Annotated in this window: 16 protein-coding genes; 7 read left to right on the top strand and 9 right to left on the bottom strand. The window is 73.3% G+C overall.

The features are described 5' to 3' along the window. Positions 1-3: 3 nt before the first annotated feature. Together ACFVVA_RS25270 and ACFVVA_RS25265 are read right to left on the bottom strand one after the other, a co-directional pair. Positions 4-2,121 carry a hypothetical protein gene (locus ACFVVA_RS25270; RefSeq protein WP_387692886.1) on the bottom strand — a complete coding sequence of 706 codons (2,118 nt, stop codon included), beginning with the start codon at positions 2,119-2,121 and terminating at the stop codon, positions 4-6. A gap of 20 nt (positions 2,122-2,141) precedes the next feature. After that, entirely contained in the window at positions 2,142-2,621 is a 480-nt protein-coding gene (locus tag ACFVVA_RS25265) for a hypothetical protein (protein ID WP_387692885.1), read from the bottom strand. 306 nt (positions 2,622-2,927) lie between these two features. On the opposite strand from ACFVVA_RS25265, the gene ACFVVA_RS25260 reads away from it, so the two are divergent. The 4 genes from ACFVVA_RS25260 (at position 2,928) to ACFVVA_RS25245 (ending at position 8,842) form a co-directional block, all read left to right on the top strand. Then, complete coding sequence (locus tag ACFVVA_RS25260; RefSeq protein WP_387692968.1) at positions 2,928-4,145, top strand: CaiB/BaiF CoA transferase family protein; 1,218 nt, start codon at positions 2,928-2,930, stop codon at positions 4,143-4,145. 2 nt (positions 4,146-4,147) lie between these two features. Further along, positions 4,148-5,290: an acyl-CoA dehydrogenase family protein gene (locus ACFVVA_RS25255; protein ID WP_387692883.1), complete on the top strand. Its 1,143-nt coding sequence runs from the start codon at positions 4,148-4,150 to the stop codon at positions 5,288-5,290. Positions 5,291-5,361: 71 nt separating this feature from the next. After that, positions 5,362-6,576 (top strand): acetyl-CoA C-acetyltransferase, encoded by a 1,215-nt coding sequence (locus ACFVVA_RS25250; RefSeq protein ID WP_359900090.1) that lies wholly within the window; start codon positions 5,362-5,364, stop codon positions 6,574-6,576. Between the two features lie 88 nt (positions 6,577-6,664). Further along, positions 6,665-8,842 carry a 3-hydroxyacyl-CoA dehydrogenase NAD-binding domain-containing protein gene (locus tag ACFVVA_RS25245; protein WP_387692881.1) on the top strand — a complete coding sequence of 726 codons (2,178 nt, stop codon included), beginning with the start codon at positions 6,665-6,667 and terminating at the stop codon, positions 8,840-8,842. A gap of 105 nt (positions 8,843-8,947) precedes the next feature. Here ACFVVA_RS25245 and ACFVVA_RS25240 read toward each other — a convergent pair whose 3' ends face one another. From ACFVVA_RS25240 to ACFVVA_RS25230, 3 genes are all read right to left on the bottom strand, one after another. Next, positions 8,948-9,739 carry a MerR family transcriptional regulator gene (locus ACFVVA_RS25240; RefSeq protein WP_387692879.1) on the bottom strand — a complete coding sequence of 264 codons (792 nt, stop codon included), beginning with the start codon at positions 9,737-9,739 and terminating at the stop codon, positions 8,948-8,950. A gap of 85 nt (positions 9,740-9,824) precedes the next feature. Then, complete coding sequence (locus ACFVVA_RS25235; protein ID WP_387692877.1) at positions 9,825-12,311, bottom strand: BTAD domain-containing putative transcriptional regulator; 2,487 nt, start codon at positions 12,309-12,311, stop codon at positions 9,825-9,827. Beyond that, positions 12,308-13,108 carry a BTAD domain-containing putative transcriptional regulator gene (locus tag ACFVVA_RS25230; protein WP_387692875.1) on the bottom strand — a complete coding sequence of 267 codons (801 nt, stop codon included), beginning with the start codon at positions 13,106-13,108 and terminating at the stop codon, positions 12,308-12,310. Before ACFVVA_RS25230 ends, ACFVVA_RS25235 begins: the two co-directional genes overlap by 4 nt. A gap of 547 nt (positions 13,109-13,655) precedes the next feature. On the opposite strand from ACFVVA_RS25230, the gene ACFVVA_RS25225 reads away from it, so the two are divergent. After that, positions 13,656-13,856 (top strand): hypothetical protein, encoded by a 201-nt coding sequence (locus ACFVVA_RS25225; RefSeq protein ID WP_387692873.1) that lies wholly within the window; start codon positions 13,656-13,658, stop codon positions 13,854-13,856. 186 nt (positions 13,857-14,042) lie between these two features. Here the strand turns inward: ACFVVA_RS25225 and ACFVVA_RS25220 are convergent, their stop codons facing one another. The 3 genes from ACFVVA_RS25220 to ACFVVA_RS25210 all read right to left on the bottom strand — a co-directional run bounded on the left by ACFVVA_RS25220 (position 14,043) and on the right by ACFVVA_RS25210 (position 17,483). Further along, on the bottom strand, positions 14,043-15,086 hold the full coding sequence (locus ACFVVA_RS25220; protein ID WP_387692872.1) for an isopenicillin N synthase family dioxygenase: 1,044 nt from the start codon (positions 15,084-15,086) through the stop codon (positions 14,043-14,045). Positions 15,087-15,435: 349 nt separating this feature from the next. Then, a complete protein-coding gene (locus ACFVVA_RS25215; RefSeq protein WP_380538753.1) occupies positions 15,436-16,083 on the bottom strand; it encodes a response regulator in 648 nt (215 codons plus the stop codon). Further along, entirely contained in the window at positions 16,035-17,483 is a 1,449-nt protein-coding gene (locus ACFVVA_RS25210) for a histidine kinase (protein WP_387692870.1), read from the bottom strand. The genes ACFVVA_RS25215 and ACFVVA_RS25210 overlap by 49 nt, the downstream gene beginning before the upstream one ends. A 301-nt stretch (positions 17,484-17,784) precedes the next feature. Here ACFVVA_RS25210 and ACFVVA_RS25205 point away from each other — a divergent pair, with 301 nt between their 5' ends. Further along, a complete protein-coding gene (locus ACFVVA_RS25205) occupies positions 17,785-18,498 on the top strand; it encodes an ABC transporter ATP-binding protein (protein WP_387692868.1) in 714 nt (237 codons plus the stop codon). Beyond that, positions 18,495-20,888: an FtsX-like permease family protein gene (locus ACFVVA_RS25200; RefSeq protein WP_387692866.1), complete on the top strand. Its 2,394-nt coding sequence runs from the start codon at positions 18,495-18,497 to the stop codon at positions 20,886-20,888. Before ACFVVA_RS25205 ends, ACFVVA_RS25200 begins: the two co-directional genes overlap by 4 nt. Positions 20,889-21,021: 133 nt before the next feature. Here the strand turns inward: ACFVVA_RS25200 and ACFVVA_RS25195 are convergent, their stop codons facing one another. Continuing rightward, positions 21,022-21,780 carry a MerR family transcriptional regulator gene (locus tag ACFVVA_RS25195; protein WP_387692864.1) on the bottom strand — a complete coding sequence of 253 codons (759 nt, stop codon included), beginning with the start codon at positions 21,778-21,780 and terminating at the stop codon, positions 21,022-21,024. Positions 21,781-21,971: the final 191 nt, after the last annotated feature.

Below are 21,971 nucleotides of genomic sequence, written 5' to 3'. Positions count from 1 at the left end.
TGTTCACGACCGCCCGAACACGGTGCGGTAGGTACCGTCGATGGCGATGTTGTAGCTGGTTCGCCCGTCTGTCTTCAGCTGTTGCGACACGCTTCCCGTCAGGTCGGCGGTGGTGGCGTCCGTCCCGAACTGGGCCACCCTGTCGTCGATCATCTTGTTCAACTGGTTCTGTCCTGCGGAGAAGTGGGAGCTCAGGTTCCCCTGGAGCTCGGCATCGGCCAATGCCTTGGCGTCATTGGCGTACTGGGCGGTCCCGACATCGACCAGGCGCTGGGCGACGTCGCCGAGCGGCAGCAGGTTCGCGGGCGTGCCGAGCAGGTGGTAGTTCATCTTCGCGTCCCAGTCCGCCTTCGCCTTCTTGGACTCCGTGTGCTCCGAAGCCGTATCGGCGAACACGGCGTCGAGCGCGCCGAGAGCGGAGCCCGCCTCCTGGGTGAAGGAGTGGAGTTTTTGATTCGCACCGCCCACCGCATCGGGCTTGAACGCCTCGGGGCCGTAGTCGCCGAGACGGGCGGCGATCTCCCGGGACTCGGCACTGTGGATGATCGCGAACGATGCAGGATCCTCGGAGGCACCACGGATCACACGCAACAACTGGTCGCGTTGGACGGTGAGCCCGTCCGGCTGGGCGGGTCCGGACAACTCCTTGCCGAGGATCTCGTGCATGTTCGGGGCGTAGTCGGCGATCATGTCGGCCATCGGCCGACGGAGCGCGGCCGGGAGGCTGGCTTTGTCTCCGGGGCCGCTGCCGGCGAAGGTCTTGAGTGTCTCGTCCATGATCTGCGACATGACCTTGTCGTGCGGGCGGACCGGTGGCTGGTTGCCGTGAGGGTCCCGGCCGGTCGTGGCGGCTTCCAGAGCGTCGCCGAGCGCTGCGCGTGAGGTGTCGCGAACGAGGTCGTCCATCTGGTTCTGTTCGTAGCCCTGGTTCGGCCACTTCCGCTCGTGCAGCGCGTAGTCCAGGTTCTTGGTCTTTCCCGGGTCGAAGAAGTCCTTCGACGCTCCTGGGTCGCGGCTCAGTGCACTCATCAGACCACCCATCGGGTCGGTCTGACCGGCGAGGGCATTCCAGTTCGGGCCCCAGAGCTCCTCGCCCTTGACCTTGCTGTTGCGCTCATAGTCGACCAGATCATTGCCGACCCTGAGGAGGAACGGCTTGTCGAATGCCCCCTTCGCCCCCATCAGCTTCGTCAGCGCAGGGTAGTTGTCGTTGTATCCCGCCGCGGACGCCCCGGGGCGGCGGGCAGCGGCCAGCAGCCCGTCCTCCCACTCCTTGCCCATCCCGCCGTCGCGGGTGGCGCTGGCCAGGGCGACGGACAGGTTCTTGTAGACGTCCTGGTAGCCCGCGGCGTTGTGGTTGCCGTGGGCGAGGCCGTCGTAGACCTTGCTGTACTCCAGCAGGGCCTCGGGGCCGGTCTTGCCGCCGGCGTTGAGGCCGTTGAGCAGGGTGGTGGAGAAGTCCTTGTTCTCCGCGTTGGCGGCCATCAGGGCCTGCAGCTGCTTGAGCTGGTCGTCGGAGAGGCTGCCGGCCTTGGACATCAGGTCCGTGGCCCGCTTGGCGTCGGCGACCGGACCTGCGCCGCCCGGGGTGGGGTTGAAGGCGGTGGTGCTGGTGCCGATGTCGGCCTGGAGGTCGATGGTGGCCCGCTGGTCGGCGGCGGTGGCCTTCGCGACGGCCTTGCCGAGCCGGTCGGCGATCGCCTGGGCGTTGGCCCGGATGGTGCGTTCGGCCTCGGGGTCGTTCCTGGACTCCTTCGGTACGGTCCAGTTGACCGCACCGTCCGCGGTGACGCTCAGGGTGGTGTCGGCCTGGGCGTCGTGGAGTGCCGTGTCGAGGTCGCGGCGGGCGGCGGCGAAGTCCTCGGCGGCGGTCTTCATGATCGCGGCGAGGGCGGTGGCGACGGCCGAGGCCTGCTTGAAGTCGCCGTCGATGCCCTGCATCGCCTTGGTCGCCTCGTCGGCGGCGTCGCCCGTCCAGCCGGCCCGCTGGGCGGTGCTGGTGAGGTCCTTGGCGACCCGGCCGTCCATGGAGGTGAGGGCCTTGGCCACGCCGGCCCAGGCCTCGGCGGCCTCGTTCACCCCGGAGAAGTCGGCCTCGTGCAGTTCCTTGAAGGACACCATCTCTTCGTTCCCCTTGCCTTCTACCGACCCGGACGGAAGCCGGCGGCGACGGCGGCTTCGTTGGACTGGTAGTACTGCTGTGTCCGGTCGAGGTTGTTGGCGGCGCTGCCGAGCTTGCCGTGCAGGGTCTTGCACTGCTGCAGCCAGCGTTCGGTGCTGCCGGTGAGGGCGCCGCCGAAGGAGAAGCCGCGGATCCTGGTCGACGCGGTGCTCGCATACTCGGTGAGGCTGTGCGCGCCCGCGCCCGCCTTGCCGTTGGCGTTGTCGAGGTCGGTGGCGATCTGGCGGGCTATCGCGGCCGAGGCGGTGAGCTCGTACGGGGTGTCCAGCCGGGTGGTGGCCTTGCCGGGCGGCATGAGGGGGAGCGGCGGCACGGTGGTGTCGCTCGGCTGCGCCGCCGGATTGGCGTACGGCGATTTCGCGGCGTACGTGGACGCCGGGCCCGGCATCGGGTCCTTGGCCGGTGCGACCGGTCCCGTGACGAAGTTCGGGCTACCCATGTGCGGAAATCCTCCCCATTCGGCGATGCGGCCGCTCCCCTGCGGCATGACGACCGTACAGGGGGGCACTGTCAGTGCACTGACCCACCCTCCGTCATTCCGGGTGTGCGGGGAGTGGCGGGGTTCACCGGGGCCCGGCCGAGGGGGAATTGGCGGTTCGGCGCGAGGGCGGAGGTCTTGTTACTGGCGAGTCGCTTGCCTATCATCCCGAGTGTTACAGCTTTACTGTCAAACCCGTCGGGAAGGGTTCAGCTGCCAGTGGGTGACGCGAGCGGTGCGCCGGAGGCCGGGGGGCCGCTGGCGGGTGTGCGGGTGGTGGAGCTCGCCGGGATCGGGCCGGGGCCCTTCGCGGCGATGCTGCTGGGGGACCTCGGGGCGGACGTGGTGCGGGTGGACCGGCCGGAGCCCTCGCCGCTCGGCACCGATCCGGCGTACGACCTCAGCAACCGCAACAAGCGCTCGGTGCTGATCGACCTGAAGTCCCCCGAGGGCCCCGGGCGGGTGCTGGACCTGGTCGAGCGGGCGGACCTGCTGATCGAGGGCTACCGGCCCGGTGTCGCGGAGCGCCTCGGCGTCGGGCCGGAGGCGTGCCTGGCGCGCAATCCGGCGCTGGTGTACGGGCGGATGACCGGCTGGGGGCAGTACGGTCCCCGGGCGGCGACGGCCGGGCACGACCTCGGGTACGCGGCGGTCGCCGGGGTGCTCGGGATGGTGGCCGCGCCGGGCGGGGCCGAGGAGGCCCCCGGCATCCCGGCCAACCTGCTGGGCGACTACGCGGGCGGCTCGCTCTACCTGGTCGTCGGCCTGCTCGCCGGTCTGCACCACGCCCGGGCCACCGGCGCGGGCCAGGTGGTGGACGCCGCGATCGTGGACGGCGCGGCGCACCTCGGCAGCATGCTGTGGGGCCTGCTGGCGGCCGGTCACTGGCAGGACCGCCGGGGCGTCAACCTGCTGGACGGCGGCGCGCCGTTCTACGGGCTCTACCGGGCGGCCGACGGCGGGTACCTGGCCGTCGGCGCGCTGGAGCCGCGCTTCTACGCCGAGTTCGCCCGGCTGCTGGAGCTGGGCCCGGACGCGCCCGGCCAGTACGACCCGGCCCGCTGGCCCGAGCTGCGGGCCCTGATCGCCGCCCGCTTCGCCACCCGGACCAGGGCCGAGTGGGAGGCCGTCTTCGCGGGCTCGGACGCCTGCGTGGAGCCGGTGCTGACGATGCGTCAGGCAGCTGTGGACGGCCACCTGTCGGCGCGCGGGACGTACGTCGAGGCGGACGGTGTCACCCAGCCCGCCCCGGCCCCGCGCTTCTCCGCGACCCCCGGCGCCCTGCGCCGCCCGCCGGCCCGGCCGGGCGCGGACACCGGCGAGGTGGCCCGCGACTGGGGCGTGCCCTCCCTCGATCCCGACGTCGCCTCCCCGGAACCCGGCGCCCCGCCCCTCGACCCCGGCGTCGCCTCCCCGGAACCCGGCCCCCCGCCCCTCGACCCCGGCATCCCGTCCCCCAACCCTTCGGCAGAGCAAGGAGAGTAGCGTTGCAGCGCGAGATCTTCACCGAGCAGCACGACGATTTCCGGGCCACCGTGCGGGCCTTCCTGGCCAAGGAGGTGCAGCCGCACTACGACCGCTGGGAGAAGGCCGGCATCGTCGACCGCTCCGCCTGGCTCGCGGCCGGCCGCCAGGGCCTGCTCGGCCTCGCCGTCCCCGAGGAGTACGGCGGCGGCGGAACCCCGGACTTCCGCTACGCCGCGGTGCTGGCTGAGGAGTTCGCCCGGGCCGGCGCCTCCGGCCTGGCGATCGGCCTGCACAACGACATCATCGGCCCGTACCTCACCTCGCTCGCCACCGAGGAGCAGAAGCGCCGCTGGCTGCCCGGCTTCTGCTCGGGCGAGCTGATCACCGCGATCGCGATGACCGAGCCCGGCACCGGCTCCGACCTCCAGGGCATCCGCACCCAGGCGGTCGACGAGGGGGACCACTACCTGCTCAACGGCGCCAAGACCTTCATCTCCAACGGCATCCTCGCCGACCTGGTGATCGTGGTCGCCCGCACCACCCCCGAGGGCGGCGCGCACGGGCTGAGCCTGCTGGCCGTCGAGCGCGGAACGCCCGGCTTCGAGCGCGGCCGCAACCTCGACAAGATCGGCCAGAAGGCCCAGGACACCGCCGAGTTGTTCTTCGAGGACGTCCGGGTGCCGAAGGAGAACCTGATCGGCGAACTCAACGGCGGCTTCGTCCACCTGATGCAGAACCTCGCCCAGGAGCGGCTCACCATCGCCGCCGCGGCGATCGCCGGCGCCGAGTACCTGGTCGAGATCACCACCGACTACGTCAAGCAGCGCGAGGCCTTCGGCCGTCCGCTCGCCAAGCTCCAGCACGTCCGCTTCGAGATCGCCGAACTGGCCACCGAGTGCGCCGTCACCCGGGCCTTCGTGGACCGCTGCATCACCGAGCACAACCGCTGGGCGCTCACCCCGGCGGACGCCTCGATGGCCAAGTGGTGGGCCACCGAGCTGCAGAAGCGCACCGCCGACCGCTGCCTCCAACTGCACGGCGGCTACGGCTACATGAGCGAGTTCCCGGTCGCCCGGGCGTTCACCGACGGCCGCATCCAGACCATCTACGGCGGCACCACCGAGATCATGAAGGAGATCGTCGGCCGTTCCCTCCTCGGCTGACCGTTCCGCCCCGAGCTCTTGGGCGACCCCGCTCACCCCCTGCCCCGAAACCCGCTGAAAGGCGTTCCACCGTGACCACCGAAGCGTACGTCTACGACGCGATCCGCACCCCGCGCGGCCGGGGCAAGGCCTCCGGCTCGCTGCACGGCACCAAGCCGATCGACCTGGTCGTCGGACTGATCCACGAACTGCGCAACCGCTACCCCGGGCTGGACCCGGCCGCGATCGACGACATCGTGCTCGGCGTGGTCAGCCCGGTCGGCGACCAGGGCTCCGACATCGCCCGGATCGCCGCCATCGCGGCCGGCCTGCCCGACACCGTCGCCGGCGTCCAGGAGAACCGCTTCTGCGCCTCCGGCCTGGAAGCCGTCAACCTGGCCGCCGCCAAGGTCCGTTCCGGCTGGGAGGACCTCGTCCTGGCCGGCGGCGTGGAGTCGATGTCCCGGGTGAAGATGGCCTCCGACGGCGGCGCCTGGTTCGCCGACCCGATGACCGCCTACGAGACCAACTTCGCCCCCCAGGGCATCGGCGCCGACCTCATCGCCACCATCGAGGGCCTCTCCCGCACCGACGTGGACGCCTTCGCCGCCGAGTCCCAGGCCCGCGCCGCCAAGGCCCAGGCGGACGGCCTGTTCGACCGCTCGGTCGTCCCGGTGCGCGACCGCAACGGCCTGGTCGTGCTGGAGCGCGACGAGTTCATCCGCCCCGGCACCACCGTCGAGACCCTGGCCGGCCTCAAGCCCTCCTTCGCCGCCATCGGCGAGGCCGGCGGCTTCGACGCCGTCGCCCTCCAGAAGTACCACTGGGTCGAGGCCATCGACCACGTCCACCACGCGGGCAACTCCTCCGGCATCGTGGACGGCGCGGCGCTGGTGGCCATCGGCAACCGCGAGGTCGGCGAACGGTACGGGCTGCGCCCGCGCGCCCGGATCGTCTCCGCGGCCGTCTCCGGCTCCGAGCCCACCATCATGCTCACCGGCCCCGCCCCGGCCACCCACAAGGCGCTCGCCAAGGCCGGGCTCACCGCCGCCGACATCGACCTGGTCGAGATCAACGAGGCCTTCGCCGCGGTCGCGCTCCGCTTCATCCGCGAACTCGGCTTCCGCCACGACCAGGTGAACGTCAACGGCGGCGCGATCGCGCTCGGCCACCCGCTCGGCGCCACCGGCGCGATGCTGCTCGGCACCGTGATCGACGAACTGGAGCGGCGCGACCTGCGCTACGGCCTGATCACCCTCTGCGTGGGCGGCGGCATGGGTATCGCCACCATCGTCGAGCGCATCTGAGCCCGCCCGTCGCCCGCCGCCCCCTTCCTGGGACACGCCGGGCGTGGCACCTCCTTCGCAGACCGGTAGACCTGGAGACCGTGAACCCATGAGCGACACCACCACCATCCGCTGGGAGCAGGACCAGGACGGCGTGGTCACCCTCGTCCTCGACGACCCCGCCCAGTCCGTCAACACCATGAACGAGGCCTTCGCCGCCGACTTCGAGACCGTCGTCGCGCGGCTGGCTGCCCTGGCGTCCTCGGACGCGCTGCGCGGCGTGGTGATCACCTCCGGCAAGAAGACCTTCTTCGCCGGGGGAGACCTGCGGATGCTCTCCGCCGCCCGCCCCGAGGACGCCGCGGCCGTCTTCGAGAAGTCGATGCGGATCAAGCGCTCGCTGCGCACGCTGGAGACCCTCGGCAAGCCGGTCGTCGCCGCCCTCAACGGCAGCGCGCTCGGCGGCGGCCTGGAGATCGCCCTCGCCTGCCACCACCGGATCGCGCTGAACACCCCCGCCGGCCGGATCGGCCTGCCCGAGGTGACCCTCGGCCTGCTGCCGGGCGGCGGCGGCGTGGTCCGTACGGTCCGGCTGTTCGGCATCACCGACGCCCTGCTGAAGTTCCTGCTCCAGGGCCGCCAGTACCGTCCGGCGCAGGCGCTGGAGCACGGACTGGTGCACGAACTGGTCGACACCCCCGAGGAGCTGGCCGCCCGGGCGCGCGCCTGGATCGAGGCCAACCCGAGCGCCGTCCAGCCCTGGGACGTCAAGGGTTACCGGATCCCCGGCGGCACCCCGGCCACCCCGGCCTTCGCCGCCAACCTCCCCGCCTTCCCGGCCAACCTGCGCAAGCAGCTGAACGGCGCGCCCTACCCGGCCCCGCGCAACGTCCTGGCCGCCGCAGTGGAGAGCGCCCAGGTGGACGTCGACACCGCGATGACCGTCGAGGCCCGCTACTTCACCGAGCTGGTCTGCGGACAGACCAGCAAGAACATGATCCAGGCGCTGTTCTTCGACATGCAGGCGGTCAACTCCGGTGCCGGCCGCCCGAAGGACGTCGAGAAGCGGCCGGTCCGCAAGGTCGCGGTGCTCGGCGCCGGGATGATGGGCGCGGGCATCGCCTACGCCTGCGCCAAGGCCGGCATCGACGTCGTGCTCAAGGACGTCAGCGTCGAGGCCGCCGAACGCGGAAAGGCCTACTCCGAGGGGCTGCTGAACAAGGCCGTCGCGCGCGGGCGCTCCACCGAGGCCGGGCGCGACGAGCTGCTGGCCCGGATCACCCCCACCGCCGAGGCCGCTGACCTGGCCGGCTGCGACGCGGTGATCGAGGCCGTCTTCGAGAACACCGAGCTCAAGCACAAGGTGTTCCGGGAGATCGAGGGCGTGGTCGACGCCGACGCGCTGCTCTGCTCCAACACCTCCACCCTGCCGATCGGCGTGCTCGCCGAAGGCGTCGAGCGCCAGGGCGACTTCATCGGGCTGCACTTCTTCTCGCCGGTCGACAAGATGAGGCTGGTCGAGATCATCCGCGGCCCGCGGACCGGGGACGAGGCGCTGGCCCGCGCCTTCGACCTGGTCCGGCAGATCGACCGGACCCCGATCGTGGTCAACGACTCGCGCGGCTTCTTCACCTCGCGGGTGATCGGCCAGTTCCTCAACGAGGGCGTCGCCATGGTCGGCGAGGGCGTCCACCCGTCCAGCATCGAGCAGGCCGCCGCCCAGGCCGGCTACCCCGCCAAGGTGCTCTCCCTGATGGACGAGCTCACCCTCACCCTGCCGCGCAAGATCCGGGACGAGTACCGGCGCTCGGTCGAGGCCGTCGGCGGCACCTGGACGCCGCACCCGGCGGACGCGGTGGTCGACCGGATGGTCGACGAGTTCGGCCGTCCCGGACGCAGTGGCGGCGCGGGCTTCTACGAGTACGGCGAGGACGGCAGGCGCGGGCGGCTCTGGCCGGGGCTGCTGGAGCACTTCCCCGCAGGGGCGGCGGACGTCCCCTTCGAGGACCTCAAGGAGCGGATGCTGTTCAGCGAGGCGCTGGACTCGGTGCGCTGCCTGGAGGAGGGCGTGCTGACCTCGGTCGCCGACGCCAACGTCGGCTCGATCCTCGGCATCGGCTTCCCGGCCTGGACGGGCGGCGTGTTCCAGTACATCAACGGCTACCAGGGCGGCCCGGCCGGCTTCGCGGCCCGCGCCCGCGAACTCGCCGCCGCGTACGGCGAGCGGTTCGCGCCCCCGGCGCTGCTGGAGCGGGTGGCGGCCGAGGGACGGACCTTCACGGACTGACCCTCACGGACCGACCCTCACGAACCGACCTTCACAAACCGACCCGACGACCTGCTCGGATCCCGGTGGGGCCGTGCGCCGCACGGCCCCACCGGGCCTCCGCCCCTACGCCTGTACCTGTACCTGCTCCTGTTCCCGGGCCTGTTCCTGCCCCTGCCCCTGCTCCTGGCGCAGTTCCTCGCCCAGTTCCTCCCGCAGGTACCGCTGGAAGGCCGTGACCAGCGCCTGCGCCACCATCGGCTGGATGTGGTCCGTCAGCGCCCGCATCCGGGCCAGCTCCTGGGGCGCGGGCTCGCTCTCCCGGTACGGCTTCCACACCGTTTCGCGGAACAGCCGCTGCAACTCCCGGGCCGTCGCCCGGCTGTGCTCCACCACCACCGACCGGGCGGCCAGCAGCGTCTCCAGCGGGATCGGCACGTCCAGGATCCGCACGCCCAGCGGCAGCAGTCCCGGATCCACCCGGAACACCTCCGGATCCCCCGTCCGCTCCAGCGCCCCCATCGCGGCGAGCCGCCCGACCTGCTCCTCCGTCAGCCCCCGCCCGGCCCGCCGCTCCAGCTGAGCCCTGGTGGCCTCCTCCGGGGCCTCCGGCGTCCAGGACGCCACCAGTGCACGGTGGATCGCCAGGTCCAGCGGTGAGCTGTCCTGCGGCAACCGCGCCAGGTACCGCTCGATCGCCGCCAGCGTCAGCCCCTGCCGCTGCAACTCCTCGATCAGCTCCAGTCGGTCCAGGTGCGCCGCCCCGTACAGCCCCACCCGCCGCGGCCCCAGCTCCGGCGGCGGCAGCAGCCCCTTCGTCCCGTAGAACCGCACCGTCCGCACCGTGACCCCGGCCCGCGCCGCCAGCTCGTCCACCGTCAGCCGCAACCCGACCCCCACCTCGCCGTGCTCCCCCACCCGCCGCCTCCCGCGCTGGCACACTCCTGCTGTGACAGCAGCAGTGTGACAGTGCCCGTCGCCCCGGGTCCATCGGTGCACCGGCTCAGGAGGACGGCCGGCGTCCGGTGGCGAGGCCGCGGGCGTAGCGGCGGAGCAGGTCGTGGGGGTAGGCGTACCGGCGGGGCGCGGGGGAGACGAGCAGTCCGACGTCCACCAGCGCCTCGGTGAGCTCGATCGTCTCCGCCTCGGGGCGTCGCAGGCGGGTAGCGGCGGCGGCCAGGGTGATCGGCGACTCCTCGACCAGGGCGAGCAGACGGAACGCCTCGGCCTGGTCGGGCGGGAGCCGACGGTAGGAGGTGTCGAAGGCCGCGGCGAGGGCGTCCCCGGGCAGCCGGTCCGCGCCGGCCCGGGCGAACCGCCGAACCACCTCGGCCAGTGGCAGCTCCGGGTGCCGGACGAGCCAGGTGCCGAGGAGACGAAGGGCCAGCGGAAGGCCTCCGCAGGTTTCCACGAGTTCGACCGCCGCTTCCCGTTCGGCGTCGACGCGGCCCTCGCCGACGGACCCGGCCAGCAGCTCCAGGGACTCGACCGGGGACAGCGGGCCGACCGCCACATGCTCGGCGGCCGACAGGTGGGGGAGCCGGAAGCGGCTGGTCACCAGCACCGCGCACCCCGGTTCCGAGGGCACCAGGGACCAGAGTCGTTCGGCGTCGTGGGCGTCGTCCAGCAGGAGCAGTATGCGGCGTCCCGCCAGGGCGGACCGGAGCATCGCGGTGCGGGCGTCGAGATGCGGGGGGATCCGGTCCGGTGGCGTGCCCAGCTGCCGGAGCAGGTGAGCCGCGGCCTCGGTGGGGCCGTCCTCCTCGCCCCACCGGTAGAGCGGGATCCGGAGCATGCCGTCCGGGAAGAGCTCGCGGAGCCGGTTGGCGACCGTGAGTGCCAGCGCGCTCTTGCCGATGCCGGGGAGCCCGTGCAGGGCCAGGACGGTCGGCCCGTCGGTGCGGCCCGCCCGCAGCGCGGCCGTCAGGCGCCGGAGCAGGTCCTCGCGGCCGACGAAGTCCGCGGGCGGGGCAGGCAATTGCGGCACCGCCGGGAGCTCGGCCGGCGGGGTGATCGCCTCGGCGGTGCGGAACGGAGGCATGCCCTCGGCCAGGAAGCGGTGGTGCAGGGCGACGAGTTCCGGCCCCGGACCGATGCCGAGTTCGGTGGCGAGGAGCCGGCGCGTGCTCTGGAACACCCGTAGCGCCTCGGTGCGCTGCCCGCTGCGGTGCAGGGCCAGCATCAGCAGGGAACGGGGTCGTTCGCGCAGCGGATGCGCGGCCACCAGCTCGCGCAGCCCGGCCAGGGCCTCGGCGGGGCGGCCGAGTTCGACGAGTGCGCCGAAGCCGAGCTCGGCGAGGTCGGCGTGCTGTTCCACGAGTTGTCGGCGCCAGTGGGCGGCGAGCGGTCCCGGGATGCCGAGCAGCGGGTCGCCGTTCCACGACGCGGGCGCGGCCTTGACCGCGGTGAGGACCTCCCGGTGGGCGCCGGCCGCGTGCGCGGCCGTGGCCTCGGCCAACCGGTCGGCCAGCCGCCAGGCATCCACGTGGTCGTCGGGCACGTCCAAGCGGTAGGCGGAGCGGAAGCGCCGGACGGTGGCGCTCGGTCCGGACCCGGGACGCATCCCGGCCAGGGCGGTGCCCAGCCGGGCGATGTACCCGCGGAGCATGGCGGTGGCCTGGGGCGGCGGCCGGTCGCCCCAGAGATCGTCCACGAGCGCGTCGATCGGGACCATCCGGCCCCGGTAGTAGGCCAGGATCACCAGGACGGCGGTCTGCTGGGGGGAGCCGAGCGGGAGCCGGACGTCGCCGTCGAAGGCCTGGGGAACGCCGTCGAGGAAGCGGAGCACCGGCGGGGCCGCCGCGCCGGGCGGCCGGAGGAGCGCGGGGACCTCCGGTGCGGACCGCACCCCCGGCCCGGGCTCCGGATGCCCGAGGCTGATGCTGAGCCGGTGACGGGTGTGCTCGTCCCGGTGGGTGGCCGTCCGGGAGAGCTCCGGCAGGGAGGTGGTGCGGCCACCGAGCCGGGACTCCAGGTCCAGGTGCAGGGCCACGGCGTCGATCCGGGCCTGTTCGAAGGCGTGCTGGGCCTCGCCGAGACGGCCGTGAGCGGGGACACCGGCCAGCGCCGGGCCCTGCCAGAGGGCCAGGGCCCGGACCAGCCCGTCCCGGGACTCCTGGTCCCGCCCGGCGTCGGCGGACCGCCGGGCGGCATCGACCAGATCGGTGAACAGGCACGTGTCGACCCGCTGCTCGTCGATCTCGATCCGATACCCGCCGGGCAGCGCGACGAGCGCGGGCGCCTGCCCCGGCCCACCCAGCGAACGCAGCAGGACGCGCAGCCTGGAGACGTGCGTGTGCAGCTGCTGGCGCGCCCGGTCCGGGAGGTCCCGGCCCCAGACGTCTGCGGCCAACTGCTCGACGGGTACCGGCTCGTTGGGCGTGAGCAGCAGGGCGGCGAGCAGCGTGCGGGGCCGGACGCCCCGCGGGGTGGCCTCGACGCCGTCGTGGTGGAAGCCGACCGGGCCGAGCAGCCTGGCCCGGTAGCTCATCGGTGGGCCTCGCGGCCGTCCGACCGGAGCCGCTCGCGCAGGTGCAGCAGCCGCTCGGGTGGCGCGGTGTGCTCCGGGGCCTGCTGCCGGGAGCGGTGGAGCGCGCCGTCCAGCAGGGGGAGGGCCTGGTCGGCGGCACCGGCCCGGCCCAGCGCGGTGCAGAGCCGCAGGACCAGACCCTCGTCGCGGGGATGGTCGAGCAGGAGCTGCCGGACCAGCGGGAGCGCCGTTCCGACCGCGCCCAAGGACAGTTCGGTGGTGGCCAACTGCTCACGGGCATCCCGGTGGAGGTCGGCGAACCCCTGGCGGACGGCGGCCAGGTAGGGCGTGGTCGCGAGGTCGACCAGCGGTTCCCCGTGCCACAGCTCCACCGCTGTGCGCAGGGCCCGGCGGGCGCCCTCGGAATCCCCGGTGCGCCGCAGGTCCCGGCCGAGGTCGGTGAGCCGTCGGACCTCGTGGACGTCCACCGCCCCGGGGTGGGTGTGCAAGGCGTAGCTGGCCTGGTCGCGAGAGTGCCCCGGGAAGGCGAGCACCTGGGGGGCGTCCGCCCCGGTGCCGGCGTGGGCGGCCAGGAACCGTCGCAGGTGGTGGACGTGCACCTGGATCGCGGTGACCGCGCTCGCCGGCGCGGCGCCCGCCCAGAGGCGCTCTCGCAGGACGGCGACCGGGACGGCCTGGCGCTGGGCCAGGAGCAGCACGGCCAGCAGGCAACGCCGCTGGGGCGGGCCGATGGTGACGATGTGTCCCCTGGCCCGGGCCGTCACCGGGCCGAGGAGGGCGAACGAGAGGTCGGTCATGGTGCTGTTCCCCGCCGCTGGGTCTGCTGCCGGTCCGGTGCCGGTCCGGTGATGATCTGTCGGGATGCGGGGCCGTCGCTCCGCTGGTTCGTTCCGCTGGTTCGTTGCGTGTGCTCGCGTTCCGGGTGCCTGGTTCGTTCCGCGTGCTTGGTTCGGGTCGTTCCATTCGGTTCGTTGACGTGCGGGGCCCGAGGCCTGCAGACTAGCGAGGTGCTTAGCATCTGTTAAGTGGCTAGGCAGTCATGACGTTTCGCCGATGTTTATCGGCGGGAGCTTTCATGGCCCAAGCGGAGAATTGTGGACTGCCCAGTCCCGCAACGCTGCAGGTGGGGCCCCCGGGGGTGGTAGCCCGGGGATCCCGCCGCTTTTCCTTGCCGATTTTCGGCCCGGTAACCCTGTCCTGGTGGACCGGAGTTGAGCTATCGTCAGCCTCAGGCCGAGGCTGTTCGAGCGATGGCACTGTCCCTCCTACCAGGGGACGCCTGTGAGTTGTCCTCGATCGCGCGCTTCGGTGGGGACTGGGCACGTCTATCCACAGGGATTCGCCATGCAACTTCAGCAGTCTGCGCTGCTCGCGGCCGGGGTCGTCACCCTGGCCTTCTTCGTACTCGTCGGTTATCTGGTCCGGCTGTTGCGCCACACGCGCCGTCCGGCCGTGGTGCTGGCAGCGGTCACCACGCTGCTCGGGGCGCTGCCGGCGATCCTCTACGTGATGTCGACCGTGTCGGTCGTGCCGCCGCTCCGATAGCGCCGGGGCGGCGGGTCCCTCCGGCCCGGGCACCCCGCGTGGGGTACCCGGGCCGGAGGGCTGCCGGTGGGGAGCATCGCTGCGGTGCGGGCTCGGGGCCGTCCGGCCCGGCGCTGCGTGGGCCCCGTGCGGTGTCGACCTCGTACGGTATCGAGTCCGTGCGGTGCGGGCGACGCGTCGCGGGGGTCAGGCGAGGGCGGCGTGGTGGCGGCGGGTGACTTCGGGGTGGGCCCTGGTGTAGCCCTTCCACTCGTTGAGGCCGAAGTCGGCGAAGAGCGGGTTGGCCGGGTCCTCGGTGGCGCCGGGGGCGTGGTGGGCGAGCGGGAAGTCGAGCGGCTCGATGTGGGCGTCGAGGCGGGGGTTGTAGAAGAACGGCACCGAGAAGCGCTCGCGGGCGCCGGGCGGGCTGACCACGCGGTGGCTGGTGGCCTTGAGGTAACCGTCCGTGGCCACCTCCAGCAGCTCGCCGAGGTTGACGACGAAGGCGCCGTCGAGCGGCGGGACGTCCAGGAAGGTGCCGTCCGCGCGCTCGACCTGGAGGCCGCCGACGGTGTCCTGCAGCAGCAGGGTGATGAAGCCGTAGTCCTTGTGGGTGCCGACGCCCTGGCCGGTGCCGTCCGGGGCGCTGCCGGGGTAGCGGACCAGCTTGAGGCGCAGGTGGGGGTGGCCCGCGAAGGCCTCGTCGTAGAAGTCGGGGCGGGCGCCGATCGCGGTGAGCAGCTCGTGCAGCAGGCGGCGGGCGACCCCGCCGAGGTGGTCGATCCAGCCGAGCGCGGCGGTGCGCAGCTCGGGGAGTGCCTCGGGCCACTGGTTGGGTCCCTCCAGCCACCAGTACGGGGGCTCGCCGGTGCCGGGGACGTGCGGGGGCAGTTCGGCGCCGATGTCCAGCTGGTCGCGCCAGTCCTGGCTGCCACCGGTGCGCTCGTCGCCGGTGCGGGTGTAGCCCCGGTAGTGGGGGGAGTTGAGGTTGCTCACGGCGAGCCGGTCGGCCTCGGGGAGTGCGAAGAAGGCGCGCATGGCCCGGGCGAGTGCGGTGGTCTCGTCCGGGGTGACACCGTGGCCGACGAGCTGGAAGAAGCCGACGCCGGTGGCCGCGTCGCGGAGCTCGTCGTGCAGGCGGCGACGGTCCTCCGGGCTGCCGTCGGCGAGCGACAGGTCGATCACCGGGAGGGCGTCCGCCGGGGCGGAGTCGGTGCCGGTCTTGGATATGGGCGTGTACTGCTGCGTCATGTGTGACATCCGCTGGGTCTCGTCCCGGCTGGTCCCGGTGGTCGACCGGGGACGGCCGGAGCAGCGCCTGGTGCGGCGGGTGCTCGGGGAGCCGGGAGGTGGTGGCGGCCGGGCAGGAGCCGCCGGTGAGGGTGGGTGGCGCGAGGTTCAGCCGGAGCGTCGACAGGACATGGTCGTCACGCGGAGCAGGTCCACGTGGCGGCGGCGAACAAGGATGAGCACCTCACCAGCCTAATTGACCCGTTCTGCGGCAGGCGAGCCCCGTGCAGCGGAGGGCCACTCGCCACTTGTCGGTGATCTATCAAGTTGTGCGGAGCCGGTGCCGGAGCGCGGGCGATGGCGGCTCCTTTCAGGAGTTGTTGAGGTAGGCCAGGACGGCCAGGACCCGACGGTTGTCGTCATCGGAGGGCTGGAGGTCGAGCCGGACGAAGATCGACGCGGTGTGCTTGGCGACCGCCCGCTCGGTGATCACCAGCTGCTGGGCGATCGCCGCGTTGGACCGGCCCTCCGCCATCAGCGCCAGCACCTGCCGCTCGCGCGGCGAGAGGGTGGAGACCGGGCCGGCCGAGGAGTTGTGGGTGAGCAGTCGGGTGATCACCTCCGGATCCATGACGGTGCCGCCCTGGGCGACCCGCCGGACGGCGTCGATGAACTGGGTGCCGTCCATCACCCGGTCCTTGAGCAGGTAGCCGATCCCGCCGGTGCTGCCGGCGAGCAGCTCGCGCGCATAGAGCTGCTCCACGAACTGCGACAGCACCAGGACGGGCAGGCCCGGGTGGGCCCGGCGGGCCGCGAGCGCGGCCCGCAGCCCCTCGTCCGTGAAGCCCGGCGGCAGCCGGACGTCGACCACGGCGATGTCGGGGCGGTCCGCGGCCACCGCGGCGAGCAACTGCTCTCCGTCCTCCACCGCCGCGGTGACCTTCATGCCGTTGGCCTCCAGCAGCCGGGTCAGGCCGTCCCGGAGGAGGAAGAGGTCTTCGGCGATGACAACGCGCACGGGATCTCCAGGTTCACAATGGTCGGCCCGCCGGACGGGCTGCTGATCGCGAGCACCCCGTCGAAGGCGGCCAGTCGGCGTTCGGTTCCGCTGAGGCCGGTTCCCCGGGACGGGTCGGCGCCGCCGCGCCCGTCGTCGGTGACCGATATCCGCAACAGCCCGTCACTGTGCCCTATCTCGATCCACACCTGCGAGGCCCCGGCGTGCTTGACCACGTTGGCCAGCAGCTCCGTCACCGCGAAGTAGGCCGCCGACTCCACCGGGGCGGATGCCCGGCCGGGTAGGTCGCCGCTGAAGCCGACCGGCAGCGGCATGTCCAGCGCCGTCGCCCGAACCGCGTCGGCCAGGCCGCGGTCGGCGAGCACCGGGGGGTGGATGCCGCGGACCAGGTCCCGCAGCTCTCCCAGCGCCCTCACCGAGGACAGCCGGGCCTCGGCCAGCAGCGGCCCGAGGGCGTCCGGATCGTCCTTCAGCTGCTCGGCCACGGTCAGCAGCATGCCCAGGGCCACCAGCCGGGCCTGCGCCCCGTCGTGCAGGTCCCGTTCGATCCGGCGCAGCTCGGCCGCCCCGGCGTCGATGGTGTCCGCCCTGGTCCGCGCGAGGTGGCTGACCCGGCGGGCGAGCTCGGCCCGCCGGGAGGGCCCGAGCAGGGCCCGGGCGGCCTTCTCGTGGAACCGCAGGACCGGTGGGGCCGCCCACAGCACGGCCAACGGGGCGACGGTCAGACCCATCGCGTAGACGACGCCCAGGGCGAAGAACCGGCCGTTCCGGCCGAAGACCTCCAGGGCGACCGGGGTCAGCAGGACGATCGCGGCGGTGAGCAGCACGGCGGCGCCGGTGAGCAGGGTCCAGGCGAAGTCCCGCCAGGTCGCCGGGTCGGTGAGCCAGCCGCCGGTGCGCAGCCGCCGCCAGGGCCCGGCCCCGACCGGCCGGCGGTACGGCACCGGGATCGGCCGCCCGCTCCACTTCCCGACCGTCCGCCTGCTCTCCGTCGCGGCCCAGCGGGCCCCGAACAGCCCGAGCACCAGCAGCGAGGGCGCCAGCCAGAGCGAGCCGGACCGGCCGCCGGGCGCGGCACCCCCGTAGAGGTGCGTCGCCATCAGCGCTATCGCCCCCGGGGCGAACAGCGCGGCGCCGACCGCCCGGCCGCCGCCCCCGGTGGCCCAGCAGAGCGCCCAGAGGGCGACCGGCCCCATCGGCACCACCAGGATCAGCGGTCCGCCCGGATGGAGGTCCAGGGGATCGTCCGGTCCGAACAGCGCGGAGGCCAGCAGGACCGGCCCCGCCAGCAGCGCGAGGAAGCCCGTCACGGCCAGCGTCGCCGCGTACCAGGCCCGTACCCCGTCCGCGCACGCCCGGCCGACCCTCAGGGCCAGTCCTTCCAGCACTCCCGCGTTCATGACGCGCCCCCTCTCCCATCCGCGGCCCCGGTCGGGGACCTCGGAGCCGCGGGCCCGGAGCGGCGGACCCAGGCCGTCGCCCCGAAGCCCCGCGGACCCCGGTTCCGATCTTTCGATGGGTCAGTCTGCCCGTCCGGGTCGCCCGGCGCTCTAGGCCTGAACACCCAGTTCGGGGTGTATCTGGATACACCCCGTAGAGGCCGTCCAGACGGCTGTCGGCACCCCGTCGCGGATTCGTAGCGTCATGTCCCGTCAGCCGGACCGGGTTTCCCGGGGCCGGACCCCGAACCGTGGAGGGCCCGTGAACGCGCCGATCATCCGGATCCGCGGCGTCAGCAAGACGTACGACCGATCCGACGCCGCCCGTCCCGCCCTGGCCGGGCTCGACCTGGAGGTCCGGGCCGGCGAGGCGCTGGCCGTGCTCGGCCGCTCGGGCAGCGGCAAGTCCACCCTGCTGAACCTGGTCGCCGGTCTCGACCGCCCGAGCGAGGGCGAGGTGGAGGTGGACGGCGTCGCCGTGCACCGGCTCGGCGAGGCCGCGCTGGCCGAGTACCGGCGGGCGCGGATCGGCATGGTGTTCCAGTTCTTCAACCTGCTGGACGACCTGACCGCGGAGGACAACGTGCTGCTCCCGGCCCAGCTCGCGGGGATGCGGCGGGAGGCGGCCCGGGCCAGGGCCGGGGAACTGCTGGAGCGGCTGGGAGTGGCCCGGCACGCCAAGGCCTTCCCCGGCCGGCTCTCCGGCGGCGAGCGCCAGCGGGTCGCGGTGGCCCGGGCGCTGATGAACCGTCCGCCGCTGCTGCTGGCCGACGAGCCCACCGGAGCGCTGGACACCGCCTCGGCCGCCGACGTCCGCGACCTGCTGCGCGGGCTCAACGCGGAGGGCCAGACGATCCTGCTGGTCACGCACGACACCGCGCTCGCCGACGCCTGTGCCGACCGGACGATCGAACTGCGCGACGGCCGGCTGGTCCGGGACACGGCGGCCGCGCCGGCGCCGGGCGGTGGCCGATGAGCGCGCTCGGCAAGGTGGTGCGTGCCGGGGTCGGCCGCCGGCGGGTGCAGACACTGGTGATGGTGCTCACCACGATGGTGTCCGTGACGGCGTGCATCCTCGCGCTCGGGCTGCTGGTCGCCGCGCAGGGCCCCTACCAGCGCTCCTTCGCGGACCAGCGCGGCGCCCACCTCAACGTGCTGTACGACGGGGAGAGAGCGAGCCCAGCCCAGCTCGCCGCGACGGCCCACGCGCCCGGCGTGACGGCCACGGCCGGCCCCTACCAGGCGGTGACCGTCCAGCCGCGCTCCGGCCCCGACACCCGGATCCCGCCGGCCGGGAGCCCGCTGCCGCCGATGACGCTGGTCGGCCGTGCCCAGGACGGCCCACTGGACGGCCTGCGGATCATCGATGGCCGCTGGATCGCGGGCCCCGGTGAGGTGGTGTTCCTGGACGGGCACTCCCCGCTGGCGGTCGGCGACAGCATGGAGTTCCCGGACCGGCCGGGGCACCCGACGCTCAAGGTCGTCGGCCTGGCGGCCTCGGTCTCCTGGAGCGCGGACGGCTGGGTCGCCCCGGAGCAGGTGGCCGGGCTGGCGGCGCCCGGCACGGTGCCCGCGGTCCAGTACCTCTACCGCTTCGCCCACGCCGACGACGACGCCGAGGTGGCCGCGGACCGCGCCGCGCTGGCCGCCGCCCTCCCCGGCGACGCGCTCGCCGGGGTCACCTCCTACCGGCCCGCCCGGGAGGAGGCGAACCGGACGGCCTCGACCTTCGTCCCGTTCGTCACGGCCTTCGGGGTGCTCGGGCTGGCCATGTCGGTGCTGATCATCGGTGTCGTGGTCAGCGGCGCCGTCAGTGCCGCCACCCGGCGGATCGGCATCCTCAAGTCCCTGGGCTTCACGCCCGCCCAGGTGGCACGCGCCTACGTCGGCCAGGCGCTGATCCCTGCCGGGCTCGGCACGGCGCTCGGCGTGCTCCTCGGGAACCTGCTCTCCGTACCGGTCCTCGGGCTGGCTCACAAGGCCCTGCGCGGCGGGCTGCTCGGCATCCCGGTCTGGGTGGACGCCGTGGTCGCGGTGGCGGCGCTGGCGGCCGTGGCGGGCACCGCGGTGGTACCGGCCCTGCGGGCCGGGCGGCTGCGGACGGTGGAGGCACTCGCGGTCGGCCGGACGGCTCCCGGCGCCAAGCGGGCGGTCGCCCGCCGCACGGCCGGCGGGGCGGGGGCGGCGGGTCCGCTGTCCCGGGCGCAGGACCTGATCGGCCGGCTGCCGGTGCCACGTGCGTTCAGCCTCGGGCTGGCCTCCCCGCTCAACCGGCCGGGCCGCTCGGCGACCACCGGTGCCGCCGTGGTGCTCGGCACGGTCGGGGTCACCCTCTGCGTCGGTCTGACGCTCTCGCTGAGCTCCATCCAGGAGGGGCTGACGGCCGACCGCGCGGGCAAGGTGGTGGTCCAGGTCCCGATCGAGGGCGCCGCGCAGCCCGTCGACCACGTGGACGAGGCGGCCGTGGTCAAGGCCGTCGAGTCCCGGCCGGGCACCCGCGCCTGGTACAGCACCGCCCCGGCCCCGGTCGCCCTGGCCGGGAACACCGGGCGCTCCGAGGTGGTCGCGTTCAGCGGCGACGCCTCCTGGAGCGGCTTCCAACTGGTCTCCGGCCGCTGGTTCCGCGGCCCCGGCGAGGTGGTGGTGGCCGCCGCCTACCTGCGGGCCAACGAGGCGAAGGTCGGTGACACCGTCACCCTCACCGACCACGGCCGCAGCACCCCGGCGAAGATCACCGGCGAGGTCCTGACCACCCACGACGTGGTGTTCACGGACCGGGCCACGCTGGCGCCGCTCGGTGGCGCGATCCACGCCGAGGCGCTCACCTTCCACATCGACCTCACCCCGGGCACCGACGCGCAGTCCTACGCCGACGGGCTGGACCAGGCCGTGAAGCCGATGGGCCTGGGCGCCGAACCCGGCGGGGAGCACCTCAACATCGTGGTGCTGGCGATGAACACCCTGGCAGGCGTGCTCACACTGCTGCTCTCCGTGGTGGCGGGGCTCGGGGTGCTCAACACCGTGCTGCTGGACACCAGGGAACGGGTGCACGACCTCGGGGTGCTGAAGGCGCTCGGGATGGCGCCCCGGCAGACGGTCGGCATGGTGCTCACCTCGGTCTGCGGCAGCGGGCTGGCGGCCGGATTGATCGGAGTCCCGATCGGTGTCCTGGTGCACCACCAGGTGATGCCCGCGATGGCCCGGGCCGCCGGAATCGGGGTGCCGGACGCCGACCTCGCCGTTTTCGCCCCGCCGGTGGCGGGGCCGCTGATACTCGGCGGCCTGGTGCTGGCCCTGCTCGGCGCCGCCCTCCCGGCCACCTGGGCAGCTCGCACCCGGACGGTCACGGCGCTGCGCACGGAGTGACAAGGAGGGAGGAGCAGGAGCGGAGCCACCCGGCGTCCGGCCCGGTCCGGGAGCCCCCCGTAAGGCTCCCGGACCGGACAGGACAGGGCTGGGGCGGACATGGCCGGGTCAGGTCGGTCCGGCCCAACCCGGCTCAGGACAGCCGCGCCGCCGCGTACGCCTCCATGGCGGCACGCTGGTACGCGGCCAGGCCCGGGGCGATGGCCTCGTACGCGGCGCTCCACTGCTCGTTCTCGGTGCAGGAACGGGCGATCGCCAGGTACTCCTCGGTCGGAACCGAACGGATGGTGCGGAGCAGCTGGTACTCCTCGTCGATCGTGCTCTGCACGGGCTCGGCGTCGGCCGGGTGGCCGGCCGCCATCAGCTCCGCCAGGTGGATCATGCGGGCGGTCCGCTCGCGCTGTCCGGCCTCGATCTCGGCCGGAGACATCGCGGCGGTCGCGAGCCGGGCCGCCTCGGCGTGCTCGGGGAAGTCGCGCAGGCTCGCGTCGACGTCGTCGGGCTGGATGCCCTCGAACAGGTTCTCGGGGCGGTTGATGGTCATGGGCGTGCCGTCCTTCCGGAAGCGTTCCAGGTCGGCGATCGTGCGGGAAACAGTGGTGGCCAGGGCGTCGAGCCGGTCGCGCTCGGCGACCAGCCGGTGGTGGTGGCCCCGCAGGGCCTCCAGCTCGTCCACCTGATCGCCCAGGATCCGGGCGATCTCGGTCAGCCCCACGCCCAGTGCCCGCAGTACCAGGATCTGTTGCAGCTGGAGCAACTGCCTTTCCTCGTAGTAGCGGTGGCCGTTGGAACCGATCCAGGCCGGGGGCAGCAGCCCGATCTCGTCGTAGTGCCGCAGCGTCCTGGCGGTCACGCCGGACATCCGGGCCACATCTGCGATGGGCCAGGCCATGGCTGCCTCCCTCGTTCTCCACGTCCCCACGTCCCCACGTTCGCGTGGACCGGGGCCGGTTCTCCGGCCCTGGTCACGACCGTAGAGGCTGCCGTTGCGGCAGCTTCAAGCCGAGACTCCCGCCGGTTTGCCCGCTGCCGCATACCGCCGCCCGCTGCCGCACACCGCCGCGCGCCGCCCGTGCCTCTGTG

Source organism: Kitasatospora sp. NPDC058048 (genome assembly GCF_042885555.1).
Taxonomy (GTDB): domain Bacteria; phylum Actinomycetota; class Actinomycetes; order Streptomycetales; family Streptomycetaceae; genus Kitasatospora; species Kitasatospora lactacystinica.
This window is presented reverse-complemented; position numbering and strand designations above follow the sequence as displayed.

Coding starts and splice junctions, on each gene's coding strand:
- ACFVVA_RS25270 (WP_387692886.1), bottom strand. CDS start 2,121: ATGGTGTCCTTCAAGGAACTGCACGAGGCCGACTTCTCCGGGGTGAAC.
- ACFVVA_RS25265 (WP_387692885.1), bottom strand. CDS start 2,621: ATGGGTAGCCCGAACTTCGTCACGGGACCGGTCGCACCGGCCAAGGAC.
- ACFVVA_RS25245 (WP_387692881.1), top strand. CDS start 6,665: ATGAGCGACACCACCACCATCCGCTGGGAGCAGGACCAGGACGGCGTG.
- ACFVVA_RS25235 (WP_387692877.1), bottom strand. CDS start 12,311: ATGAGCTACCGGGCCAGGCTGCTCGGCCCGGTCGGCTTCCACCACGAC.
- ACFVVA_RS25230 (WP_387692875.1), bottom strand. CDS start 13,108: ATGACCGACCTCTCGTTCGCCCTCCTCGGCCCGGTGACGGCCCGGGCC.
- ACFVVA_RS25225 (WP_387692873.1), top strand. CDS start 13,656: ATGCAACTTCAGCAGTCTGCGCTGCTCGCGGCCGGGGTCGTCACCCTG.
- ACFVVA_RS25220 (WP_387692872.1), bottom strand. CDS start 15,086: ATGACGCAGCAGTACACGCCCATATCCAAGACCGGCACCGACTCCGCC.
- ACFVVA_RS25210 (WP_387692870.1), bottom strand. CDS start 17,483: ATGAACGCGGGAGTGCTGGAAGGACTGGCCCTGAGGGTCGGCCGGGCG.
- ACFVVA_RS25200 (WP_387692866.1), top strand. CDS start 18,495: ATGAGCGCGCTCGGCAAGGTGGTGCGTGCCGGGGTCGGCCGCCGGCGG.
- ACFVVA_RS25195 (WP_387692864.1), bottom strand. CDS start 21,780: ATGGCCTGGCCCATCGCAGATGTGGCCCGGATGTCCGGCGTGACCGCC.